General features: G+C 38.6%; 8 protein-coding genes and 1 pseudogene. 7 read left to right on the top strand and 2 right to left on the bottom strand.

Annotation, left to right across the window (positions count from 1 at the left end):
* Positions 1 to 16: 16 nt before the first annotated feature.
* Both CGC63_RS13905 and CGC63_RS13900 read right to left on the bottom strand, forming a co-directional pair.
* On the bottom strand, positions 17 to 1,522 hold the full coding sequence (locus CGC63_RS13905; RefSeq protein ID WP_004220481.1) for a glutamate synthase-related protein: 1,506 nt from the start codon (positions 1,520 to 1,522) through the stop codon (positions 17 to 19).
* Entirely contained in the window at positions 1,519 to 2,616 is a 1,098-nt protein-coding gene (locus CGC63_RS13900) for a class II glutamine amidotransferase (RefSeq protein WP_004220478.1), read from the bottom strand. Before CGC63_RS13900 ends, CGC63_RS13905 begins: the two co-directional genes overlap by 4 nt.
* 342 nt (positions 2,617 to 2,958) lie before the next feature.
* Between CGC63_RS13900 and CGC63_RS13895 the strand changes: the two genes are divergently transcribed.
* The 7 genes and pseudogenes from CGC63_RS13895 (at position 2,959) to CGC63_RS13865 (ending at position 12,500) form a co-directional block, all read left to right on the top strand.
* Complete coding sequence (locus CGC63_RS13895; RefSeq protein ID WP_004220473.1) at positions 2,959 to 5,055, top strand: glutamine synthetase III family protein; 2,097 nt, start codon at positions 2,959 to 2,961, stop codon at positions 5,053 to 5,055.
* Between the two features lie 34 nt (positions 5,056 to 5,089).
* A complete protein-coding gene (gene asnB, locus CGC63_RS13890; RefSeq protein WP_040351008.1) occupies positions 5,090 to 6,670 on the top strand; it encodes an asparagine synthase B in 1,581 nt (526 codons plus the stop codon).
* 93 nt (positions 6,671 to 6,763) lie between these two features.
* Positions 6,764 to 7,821: pseudogene (locus tag CGC63_RS16025) on the top strand (O-acetylhomoserine aminocarboxypropyltransferase/cysteine synthase family protein); the annotation flags it as partial.
* A 9-nt stretch (positions 7,822 to 7,830) separates the two neighbouring features.
* The gene (locus tag CGC63_RS16020) at positions 7,831 to 8,124 is read left to right on the top strand and encodes an RrF2 family transcriptional regulator (RefSeq protein WP_326929165.1); all 294 of its coding nucleotides are present in this window, start codon (positions 7,831 to 7,833) and stop codon (positions 8,122 to 8,124) included.
* 155 nt (positions 8,125 to 8,279) lie between these two features.
* Positions 8,280 to 9,893 carry a CTP synthase gene (locus CGC63_RS13875; RefSeq protein ID WP_004220460.1) on the top strand — a complete coding sequence of 538 codons (1,614 nt, stop codon included), beginning with the start codon at positions 8,280 to 8,282 and terminating at the stop codon, positions 9,891 to 9,893.
* A complete protein-coding gene (purF, locus tag CGC63_RS13870; protein WP_004220459.1) occupies positions 9,880 to 11,301 on the top strand; it encodes an amidophosphoribosyltransferase in 1,422 nt (473 codons plus the stop codon). Before CGC63_RS13875 ends, purF begins: the two co-directional genes overlap by 14 nt.
* Positions 11,302 to 11,315: 14 nt before the next feature.
* Positions 11,316 to 12,500, top strand: a complete 1,185-nt coding sequence (locus tag CGC63_RS13865) for an LL-diaminopimelate aminotransferase (protein WP_004220458.1) — start codon at positions 11,316 to 11,318, stop codon at positions 12,498 to 12,500.
* The last annotated feature ends 97 nt before the right edge of the window (positions 12,501 to 12,597 follow it).

The following is a 12,597-nucleotide window of genomic DNA, read 5'->3' as shown; positions in this document are numbered from 1 at the left end:
GTTTATATTTTTGAAATTATTCTCCGGCATGAAAAATACCAAGTATTTCAAGTTCTTTTTCCGTTAACCCGATGCCACGCAACATGAGACGATTTCCTCGTAATGCTTCAATTGAATTAATACCCATGCCACCCATAAGCTCTTTGATTTCATGGTTCCATGCGGTTATTAGATTAACTAAGCGTTGCTTTCCGATTTCTGGATCAAGTCTCTTTACAAGTTCTGGTCTTTGAGTTGCGATTCCCCAGTTGCATTTGCCGCTTTGACAGGTACGGCAGAGGTGACAGCCGAGAGCTAGCAGGGCAGCAGTAGCTATGTAACAGGCATCTGCGCCCAGTGCTATAGCTTTTACTACATCAGCAGCGCTGCGAATACTTCCGCCCACTATCAGTGATACATTGTTACGAATGCCTTCGTCACGAAGCCGCTGGTCAACAGAGGCAAGCGCAAGTTCAATGGGGATGCCCACATTATCTCTGATTCTGGTAGGTGCAGCTCCTGTACCGCCACGAAAGCCATCGATGGCAATAATATCAGCTCCGCTGCGGGCAATTCCGCTTGCAATAGCTGCAATATTATGAACAGCGGCAACCTTAACAATGACTGGTTTTTGGTATTGTGTAGCTTCTTTTACTGAAAAAACAAGTTGACGCAAATCCTCGATAGAGTAGATATCATGATGGGGGGCGGGAGAGATTGCATCAGAGCCTTCAGGAATCATGCGGGTACGCGATACATCACCGATTATTTTTGTACCGGGAAGATGTCCGCCAATGCCTGGTTTTGCACCTTGTCCCATTTTAATTTCTATTGCAGAGCCTGCTTTTAAATAATCTTCGTAAACGCCGAAACGTCCGGAAGCTACCTGCACAATAGTATTTTTTCCATAGCAGTAGAAGTCTTCATGCAATCCACCTTCTCCGGTATTATACAAAATTCCGAGTTCTGTTGCTGCCAGAGCAAGGGATTTATGAGCGTTATAGCTGATAGAGCCGTAGCTCATGGCAGAGAACATAACAGGCATGGAGAGTTCCAACTGGGGAGGAAGTTTGCAGTCTAATTTTCCATCTGCTGTACGATTTATTTTGGAGGGCTTCTTTCCAAGGTACACACGAGTCTCCATGGGTTCGCGCAAAGGATCAATAGAGGGGTTTGTTACTTGTGAAGCATTAATAAGGATTTTATCCCAGTATACAGGCAGTGATTTTGGATTTCCCATGGAAGATAAAAGGACACCGCCACTGTTTGCCTGCTTATAAATTTCATTTACTGTGTTTTGGGACCAGTTGGTATTTTTCCGTAGGGTACATTCGTTTTTTATAATTTTTAATGCTCTGGTAGGACAGAATGAAACACATCTCTGACAGTTGACACATTTTGTTTCATCATGTTTCATAATTTTATGTTCTTTGTCGTAAAAGTGAACTTCATTGGCACATTGTTGTTCGCATATTCGACAGGTAATACATCTGTTTTCATTTCTTATTATTTCAAACTCAGGATAGATAAATTCTATGCTCATAAAAATACACCTTCCTTTACTTTTATGATAACCGGTTCACCGCCGGCAGGAGACCAAATGTTTTCTGCATTCGGTTCCATGGTTCGGATTGCAGCTTCTTCACTGGCGATAAATACTTTGTCTTTTTTTTCACCGACAACCATAGAACGTAATTTAAGTCGGTCATTTAATGCCATTAGTCCCCCATTAAAACCTAAAACAATAGAAAAAGGACCGGTTATAAGCAGACTTGGGAATATAGTTCGGAGATAAGTGTGTTTTTGCTGGTCATTCAAATCTGTTTTTGCTTCAATAGTACTCCAGAAAGGAGCAGCAATGACGCTTGCAGCTTCTCCAAGGGTGAGTCCCTGTATACGGAGCAGATAATCCATGATGTAAGTAATAACTTCTGTATCGGTTTGGAGTGTACATTTGTAGCCGAACATTTCCATAAATCGGCGATTCGCATCATAAGATGAAATTTCACCATTATGTACAATAGAATAATCAAGTAGTGTAAATGGATGTGCACCGCCCCACCAGCCAGGAGTGTTTGTTGGATAACGTCCGTGAGCAGTCCAGGAATATCCCTCATATTCATCCAGTTTATAAAAAATCCCTACATCTTCAGGAAACCCCACAGCTTTGAAGGTTCCCATATTTTTTCCGCTGGAGAAAACATAGGCGCCGGGCATTTCTGCATTTATTTTCATAACTGTTCGGGCAACAAATTCATTTTCGTCTAGTTGCAGAGAGGTTAAAACAGATTGGAGGGGGGCAACAAAATATCGCCATATAATGGGTTCATTTGTAATTACCGGTATTTTACGGGTTGGAATGATTTCAGACTGGACAATTTCAAATTGATCTTTTAAAAAAGCTTCACATTTTTTCCTTGTGTCTCTGGTATCAAAAAACATATGTAATGCATAAAAATCTTTATATTGAGGGTAAATACCGTAACCGGCAAAACCTCCGCCTAATCCATTAGAGCGGTCATGCATAGGCTTCATGGAGTTTATAATCATTTCTCCGGACATTTTATTTCCTTCTTTGGAAATTACTGCTGAGATTGCACATCCGGAAGGAATTCTTACCTGACCTTCAAATTTCATATTATCTGCACCTTCCTTTCAAAATAAATAAAAAAGGCATTCATTTTAAGGACAGAAAAAATCTGTACGAAAAATGAACACCTTTGCTCATATTCCATATATATACAGCGTATGGTCAGTTTTGTCAAGAGTGATAATTGCAAAATGAGAAAAAATAAAAAAAGGGATTGACAAATAAATTTGCGAGGTGTATTATCCAACACGTAAAGGCAAGGGCGTCTTTGAGATATAAATCTCAGAGGCGTTTTTTATTTTAATACAAAAGGCAAGGATGTCTTTCAGATACAGAGAAAAGTATCGGGAAAGATATTCTTGCCTTTTTAAATTGAGAGGAGTGGCATTATGAAAAATATTTCAGACTTTTTTGGATGTATGGTTTTTGATGACAGAGTGATGAAAGCAAATTTATCAGCTGAGGTTTACAACTCCTTAAGAAAGACCATTGATAAGGGAGCAAAACTTGATATTAGCGTGGCAAATGCGGTTGCAGCAGCAATGAAGGACTGGGCAGTTGCAAATGGCGCCACGCATTATACTCATTGGTTTCAGCCGCTTACCGGCGTAACAGCGGAGAAACATGACAGTTTTATTTCCCCATCCCCAGATGGAGGCGTGATTATGGAATTTTCTGGAAAAGAATTGATTAAAGGGGAACCGGATGCATCTTCTTTTCCATCAGGAGGGTTGCGCGCAACTTTTGAAGCACGAGGATATACTGCGTGGGATCCTACTTCATATGCATTTATAAAAGGGAAAACATTATGTATTCCTACGGCATTCTGTTCTTATGGTGGAGAGGCTCTGGATAAGAAAACACCATTACTTCGTTCCATGGAAGCCTTAAACAGACAGGCACTTCGCATCCTTCATCTGTTTGGAAATGATGCGGTGAAATGTGTACGTACTTCTGTAGGACCGGAGCAGGAGTATTTCCTCATTACAAAGGAAATGTATGAACAGAGAAAAGACCTTCGATTTACAGGACGAACTCTTTTTGGAGCAAAACCACCGAAGGGACAGGAGATGGATGATCATTACTTTGGTGTGATTAAGCCTAGGGTTGCTGCATATATGGAAGAATTAAATGAAGAACTATGGAAATTGGGTATTCTGGCTAAAACAGAACATAATGAAGTGGCTCCGGCACAGCATGAATTAGCTCCTATTTATACCACAACTAATATTGCAACAGACCATAATCAGCTGACAATGGAAGTTATGCAGAAGGTCGCAGAAAAAAATGGACTTGTATGTTTACTTCATGAGAAACCGTTCGCAGGTGTAAACGGTAGTGGAAAACATAATAACTGGTCGATTGCGACAGACAAAGGTGTAAATTTATTGTCACCAGGAGATACTCCTTATGAAAATGCACAGTTTTTATTGTTCTTATGTGCAGTTATTAAAGCAGTGGATGATTATCAGGATTTGCTGCGGCTTTCAGTTGCAACTGCAGGAAATGATCACAGATTGGGGGCGAATGAGGCACCTCCGGCAGTTGTTTCTGTTTTTCTTGGAGATGAATTGAATGCAGTACTGGAAGCTATTGAGACAGGTGTCACGTATGAAGGAACGAAGAAGACTCAGATGAAGTTGGGAGTAGATGTGCTTCCCAAATTTAATCGAGACACTACAGACCGCAATCGTACTTCTCCATTTGCATTTACCGGAAATAAATTTGAGTTTCGCATGTTGGGATCATCTAACAGTATCGCATGTGCAAATATTATGCTCAATAGTGCAGTGGCAGAAAGCTTGAAAATTTATGCGGACAGGCTGGAAAAAGCAGAGAATTTTGAGGATACACTACATGAAATGATCAGAAAAACGATTAAAGATCATAAACATATTATTTTCAACGGCAATGGCTATGATGATACATGGATTAAAGAAGCAACAGAAAAACGAGGATTGCTTAATTATCGTACAACACCAGACTGTATGCCTCATCTTTTAGATGAAAAAAATGTACGGATGTTGACATCTCATAAAATATTTTCAGAGGCAGAATTAAAGTCCAGATGTGAAATTATGCTGGACAACTATTGCAAAACGGTATTAATTGAAGCAAATACTATGATTGACATGGCAAAAACAGAAATTGCTCCGGCAGTAAGTTCCTATGTCCTTGAACTGGCGAATACAGCAGTGGCAAAGCAAACAGTAGATGCATTGATTTCCTGCAGATATGAAAATGATTTATTAAAGAAGCTATCCAGACTGGAAGAGCAGATTGCAGTCAGAGCAGAAGAGCTGGAAGATGCTGTATTGAAATTACAGAGCGCCGGAGATATTGAAGAAGAAGCTTATATGATAAGAGATATAATTTTAAGTAAAATGTGTGAACTCCGAGTTGCCTGTGACGAGGCGGAAACAATGACAGCAAAGAAATACTGGCCGTTTCCAACTTACAGTGACTTGTTGTTTGGCGTAAAATAAATCAGTATTTAGTAAATTACGGAGGTATATTCAGATGTGTTCTATTATGGGTTATTGCAGCCGCAGCATTTCTTTTTATGATTTTATGAAAGGGTTTGAAAAGACAAAATCAAGAGGTCCGGATGACAGCCGTGTAGTGAAGACAGAAAAAGGTATTCTCGGATTTCACAGACTTTCAATCATGGGGTTGACCCCGTCTGGTATGCAGCCGTTTCAGTATGGAAAAAATTATGTAGTCTGTAATGGAGAGATTTATGGATTTGAGAAATTAAAGAAAGAATTGTCAGATAAATATACATTTGAAAGTGACTCAGATTGTGAAATACTTTTACCGCTGTATCAGGAATATGGTACAGATATGTTTTCTATGCTGGATGCAGAGTTTGCCTGTATCATTTATGATGGTAAAACAGAAAAATTCATTGCTGCAAGAGATCCTATTGGAATTAGACCATTATATTATGGTTATGACAAAGAAGGAGCTGTTGTTTTTGCCAGTGAACCCAAAAATCTGATAGGAATTGCAAAGAAGATTATGCCTTTTCCACCAGGACACTATTATAAAGATGGCCAATTCATCTGTTATCATGATATTACAAAGGTAGACGAAGTTTGCAACGACAGTATGGAAAAAATTTGTGGAAAAATTCACGATAAGCTTATAACTGCTGTGGAAAAACGTCTTGTATCAGACGCTAAAGTAGGATTTCTGCTTTCGGGTGGACTGGACTCTTCTCTAGTATGTGCAATTGCGGCGAAAAAAACCAAAGAACCAATTAAAACTTTTGCCATTGGTATGAGTGAAGATGCCATTGATTTAAAATATGCAAGGCAAGTGTCAGATTACATCGGTAGTGATCATACAGAAGTGTATATGACACCGCAGGAAGTACTTGCCTCACTGGAAACAGTTATTTATTTATTGGGAACATACGACATCACAACAATTCGTGCCTCTATGGGAATGTATTTGGTGTGTAAAGCAATCCATGAACACACGGATATCCGAGTCCTTTTAACAGGGGAGATTTCTGATGAATTATTTGGATATAAGTACACAGATTTTGCACCAAATGCAGAAGCTTTTCAACGAGAATCTCAGAAACGAATACGTGAAATTCATATGTATGATGTTCTTCGTGCGGACCGCTGTATATCTGTAAATTCATTGGAAGCAAGAGTTCCTTTTGGAGATCTCGATTTTGTAAAATATGTAATGGCAATAAATCCAGAGATGAAGATTAACATCTATGGAAAAGGAAAATATCTGTTGCGTCATGCATTTGAAAAAGATAATTATCTGCCGGAGGAAATTCTTTGGAGAGAAAAAGCTGCATTTTCAGATGCAGTAGGACATTCTTTAGTTGATTATTTGAAGCAATATGCAGAAGATAAGTATACAGATGAAGAGTTTGAAAGCAGATGTGAAAATTATGTACATGCCATACCATTTACCAAAGAATCTTTATTGTACAGAGAAATTTTTGAAAAGTACTATAAGGGACAATCTGAGATGGTCGTAGATTTCTGGATGCCGAATGCGGAATGGGAAGGATGTAATGTAAAAGATCCTTCCGCAAGAGTCCTTGCCAATTATGGTGACAGTGGGAAATAAAAGAAAATCTCGAAATACCTATTGATATAGTAGGTGAAAGGAAATATAATGCAAAAACAAACCTATTAAATTAGTAGGTAAAAAGAGGATGCTATGTCAACATACAGATTTGAAACACTTCAGCTTCATGTGGGGCAGGAAACTCCTGACCCTGTTACAGATGCACGTGCAGTGCCTATTTATGCAACTACTTCTTATATTTATGGTCGTTTAACGAACTCCACACAGGATGTATTGGAAAAACGTGTTGCTGCTTTGGAAGGAGGTATGCTGCTCTGGCACTTTCTTCAGGAGCAGCTGCAATTGCTTATACCTTGCAGGCCCTGGGACAAAATGGCGGACATATTGTTGCACAGAAAACAATTTACGGAGGCAGTTATAATCTGCACATACGCTTCCGGGATTTTGAATTAAGGCTTCCTTTGTTAATATACATGATCTTAATGAAGTAGAAGCAGCTATTAAAGAAAATACAAGGGCAATTTATATAGAAACTCTTGGTAATCCTAACAGTGATATTCCGGATATTGATGCCTTGGCTGGGATTGCTCATAAACATGGCTTACCTCTTGGAGGAATTATTGTAGACGCAGGAAAATTTGATTGGGCTGTTTCCGGAAAGTATCCGGCAATTGCTGCCCCGAATCCAAGTTATCATGGTGTTTCTTTTGTAAATGCTGCGGGACCGGCAGCGTTTGTTACATATATTAGGGCAATTCTCCTTCGTGATACAGGAGCAAGCATTTTTACTATTACAGGGAATTGAAACATTGTCACTGCGCTTGGAACGCCATGCAGAAAATACTAAGAAAGTGGTAGAATTTTTAAAAAATCATTCGCAAGTTGAAAAAGTAAATCATCCGTCCCTTCCTTCGCATCTGGATTATTTTCTTTATCAGAAATATTTTCCAAATGGAGGCGCATCTATTTTTACATTCGATATCAAAGGAGGGAAGGAAGAAGCATATAGGTTTATTGATCACTTGCAAATTTTTTCATTGCTTGCAAATGTAGCGGATGTGAAAAGTCTTGTAATTCATCCGGCAACTACAACACATAGCCAGCTTTCACCGGAAGAATTGGAAGAGCAGGAAATTAAATCTAATACAATCCGACTTTCTATCGGAACAGAAAATATAATAGATATAATTGAAAGAATTATGCCTGTACTTTCTAAAAATCATTATGTGGAAGGTGTACAGGGAAAAGGCGGGGGATATTGTCTTGCAAAAGAGCCAAAGGATTATCGGATTGGAGATATTTTAAGATTGACTGAAGGACAGTTGGTTCCTGTAGCATGTTTGGAATGTAATGCGGAAACTTGTAAGCGCGCAAATATATGTAAAACATTTCCAATGTGGAAAGAATTTCATCATATGGTAAACAATTATTTTGACAATATTACCCTTTCAGATTTAATGAAATATGGTGACAAAACTAAAGATTTTCAATAAAATAGATTGACAAGAGAAATCATAAGAGGTAAAATAGCGTGCGTAAAGGCAAAGGCGTCTTTAAGTTAAAAGAAACTTAAAGGCACTTTTGCCTTTTTGTTTGATGGGAAATTGTATTTTATGAAACAGAAAATAAAGGAAGGAAGTGAGCGACAGTGACGAAATATATTTTTGTAACAGGAGGGGTAGTATCAGGACTGGGAAAGGGAATTACAGCAGCTTCACTTGGAAGACTTTTAAAGGCAAGAGGTTTGAAAGTAGCTGCACAGAAGCTGGATCCCTATATTAATGTAGATCCTGGAACAATGAGTCCATATCAACATGGTGAAGTATATGTGACCGAAGATGGAGCAGAAACAGATTTGGATCTGGGACATTATGAGAGATTTATTGACGAAAATCTAAATCAATATTCTAACCTTACAACAGGAAAAGTTTACTGGAATGTATTAAATAAGGAACGAAAAGGGGAATATCTTGGTTCTACAGTTCAGGTTATTCCTCATGTTACGAATGAAATTAAAGAATTTGTGTATCGCGTAGGGGAAAAAACGGATGCAGATGTAGTAATTACGGAGATTGGTGGAACAATCGGAGATATTGAATCTCAGCCATTTCTGGAAGCAGTGCGACAGATTTCTTTAGAAATAGGAAAGGAAAACAGTCTTTTTATTCATGTGACGTTAGTTCCTTATTTGAGCGGTTCTGAAGAACACAAGTCTAAACCAACACAACATTCAGTCAAGGAATTAAGAGGTATGGGAATCAATCCAGATATTATTGTGTTGCGTTCCGATAAACCGTTGGAGGCATCTATTTTCGAGAAAATTTCACTTTTCTGCAATGTAAAGTCAGATTGTGTTGTTGAAAACAGAACCTTGTCTAACCTTTATGAAGCGCCACTGATGTTGGAAAAATCCAGATTTTCAGACGTAGTATGCAGGGAACTTAATATTGATGCACCGAAACCGGTACTGGCAGAGTGGGAACAGATGGTAAGACGTATTCGAAACCGTACAGGGGCAGTCCATATTGGACTTGTTGGAAAATATGTAAAACTTCATGATGCATATTTATCTGTGGCAGAGGCAATGAATCATGCCGGGTATGAAATGAATACGTTTGTGAAAGTCCATTGGATCGACTCGGAGGATATTACTAAAGACAGTGTAAATAATATATTGAAAGATTTGTCTGGGATTATTATTCCGGGAGGATTTGGAAATCGTGGGATAGAGGGTATGATTTTGGCGGCAAAATATGCCCGCGAAAAACAAATTCCGTATTTGGGCATTTGCCTTGGAATGCAGATTGCAGTTATTGAATTTGCAAGAAATATGTTGGGGCTTAAAGATGCTAATTCGGGAGAATTTGACGAACAATGCAAACATAAAGTAATTGACTTTATGCCAGGACAAAGTGAAGAAGTAGAAAAAGGAGGGACTCTTCGTTTGGGGAGTTATCCATGTAGTATTAAGTTAGGCACAAAATTGGAATCATACTATGGAAAACAAACCATACATGAACGTCATCGCCATCGTTATGAATTTAATAATAAATATCGCGAAAAGCTGACAGATGCAGGACTTGTAATCAGTGGGACTTCTCCAGATAACAGTCTGGTGGAAGCTATAGAACTGCAGGAGCATCCGTTTTTTACTGGCGTACAGTTTCATCCAGAATTCAAGAGCCGCCCAAATCAGGCTCATCCACTATTTAGAGGCTTTATTTCGGCTGCATTAAAGGAGCAAAATTATGGGAATTCATGAGGAATGTGGCGTATTCGGAATAATAAATACAAGAAAAAAGAATGTGGCAGAAATCGTTTATTATGGATTGTATGCGCTGCAACATAGAGGACAGGAAAGCTGTGGAATTGTTGTAAATGATGAGGGGGTATTTACTTCTCATAAGGATCTTGGACTTGTAAGTGAAGTATTTACTAAAGATTCGTTGTCTCATTTACCAGAAGGAACCATGGCTGTGGGTCATGTACGATATGGAACCACAGGAGGAACAACGCGAAATAACTGTCAGCCCATTGAAGTGAACCATCAGAAAGGCAAAATGGCAGTGGCGCATAATGGAAATCTAAGTAATGCATTGGAATTGCGTGATAAGTTAGAATTGTCAGGCGCAATTTTTCATACGACAAGTGACACGGAAACGATAGCTTATGTTATTACCAGAGAAAGGCTGATGACGCCAAGTATTGAAGATGCAGTGAGCAATACTATGAATTTACTGGAAGGGGCGTATTCTTTGGTCTTGGTATCGTCTGCAAAGATGATTGCTGCAAGAGACCCTTACGGGTTCAGACCGCTTTGTTATGGACAGATGTCAGATGGCTCTTATGTTGTTGCATCAGAAAGTTGTGCATTATCAGCCGTAGGTGCAGAATTTATCAGAGATTTACTGCCGGGAGAAATACTAGTCTTTGATCAGAAAGGGATGGTGTCAAGAAAAGAACACTGTGGAGAACAGAAGAAAAAAACATGTATCTTTGAGTATATTTATTTTGCCAGACCGGATTCGGTTATCGATAATGTATCTGTTCACGCTTCACGAATTCGCGCAGGTCAGTTGCTGGCAGAGAACTATCCGGCAAAAGCAGATGTTGTAATTGGAGTTCCGGACAGCGGTCTGGATGCTGCTCTTGGCTATGCAAATAAATCAGGTATTCCTTATGGGATTGGATTGATCAAAAACAAATACATTGGCAGAACATTCATTTCACCGAGCCAAAATGAGCGATTGGATAAAGTTCGAATAAAACTATCTCCTGTAAAGAATGTAATAGATGGAAAAAGGGTGGTTCTTATTGATGACTCTATTGTAAGAGGAACCACAAGCAGACAGATTGTAAAATTACTACGTGATGCAGGGGCAAGAGAAATACATATGAGAATCTCCGCACCTCCATTTTTGCATCCTTGTTATTATGGGACAGATATTGATTCTGAGGAAAACCTGATTGCCTGTCATCACAGTACAGAAGAAATTGCTGGAATGCTTGGAGTAAATTCTTTAGGATATCTGGAAATCTCTCAATTGGGAAAATTGATTGAAAGTGAGGATTATTGTGCAGCATGTTTTAATGGAAGATATCCCACACGAATTCCAATAGATCTTCGCAAAGACCGATTTGAAAGAAAATTATCGGAGAGAAAAAAATAATGGAGGAATAGAGTATGGTAAAACCTAATATGTATTACAATGAATTGAAAGACTCATACCTTTTTTATAATATAGCCCAGAAAACCAGAACGTATGTAGAGAACCATCCGGGAGTAAAACTTTTAAGAATGGGAATTGGAGATGTTTCATTACCATTGTGTGATGCAGTGATTAAAGCATTGCATGAGGCTGTGGATGATCAAGCTTCAAAAAGTAGTTTTCATGGATATATGCCAGAATGTGGTGCTCCATTTTTAAGAGAAGCGATTGTAAAATATTATGCAAAAAGAGGTATTTCTTTATCAGCGGAGGAAATTTTTGTATCAAGCGGAGCAAGTGATGAATTGGGAGATATTTTGGATTTATTTGATCGCTCTAATCAGGTATTGGTAATTGAGCCAGCTTATCCGGCGTATGTAGACGCAAATGTGATGGCAGGAAGAAAGATTATGTATTTGGTTTCAGGAGAGGAAAATGAATTTTTGCCTGAACCAAATGAGAAAACAGAAGCAGATATTATTTATATTTGTTCACCAAATAATCCTACTGGAGCTGTTTTTTCACGTAGTCAACTTCAGGCATGGGTCAATTATGCAAATAAGAGAGGTTCCATTATTCTTTTCGATGCGGCATATGAGGCCTTTATTGAGGATGAAATACTTCCACATAGTATTTTTGAACTGGATGGAGCAGAAACATGTGCCATAGAAATTTGCTCTTTTTCAAAAACTGCCGGCTTCACGGGAACCAGACTTGGTTATACCATTATACCAAAAGCATTGAAGCGTAATGGGATGAATATGAATGAGATGTGGGTGCGAAATCGTACAACAAAAACAAATGGTGTATCTTATATTATTCAGAAAGGTGGAGCAGCAGTTTTTTCAGAAGAAGGTCAGAAACAAATTCATGAAAATATACAGATTTATAAGAAAAATGCAAAAGTATTGATGCAGGCCTTGGATCAGCTTGGAATTTGGTACTGTGGAGGGAAAAATGCCCCTTATATTTGGATGAAATGTCCGAGAGGAATGAAAAGCTGGGAGTTTTTTGACTATCTGTTACAGGAAATTCAAGTAGTAGGAACACCAGGAGAGGGGTTTGGAGCTTGTGGAGAAGGATATTTTAGATTCTCAACGTTCAGTTCTCCGGAAGATACAAAAGAAGCAGCAAAAAGAATTGTTAAATTACTTTCATAATGTTTGATATAGGATTTTTATGGTAACAGTTAAGATTTCAAGATAAAAATGTAAAGAATGTAAAGTTAACAGACGCAGGAGAGGCGTCTGTTATTTT

It is taken from the genome of Blautia hansenii DSM 20583, assembly GCF_002222595.2.
GTDB lineage: Bacteria > Bacillota > Clostridia > Lachnospirales > Lachnospiraceae > Blautia > Blautia hansenii.
The sequence above is the reverse complement of the archived record's forward strand: the minus strand, read 5'-3'. Positions and strand labels throughout refer to the sequence as shown.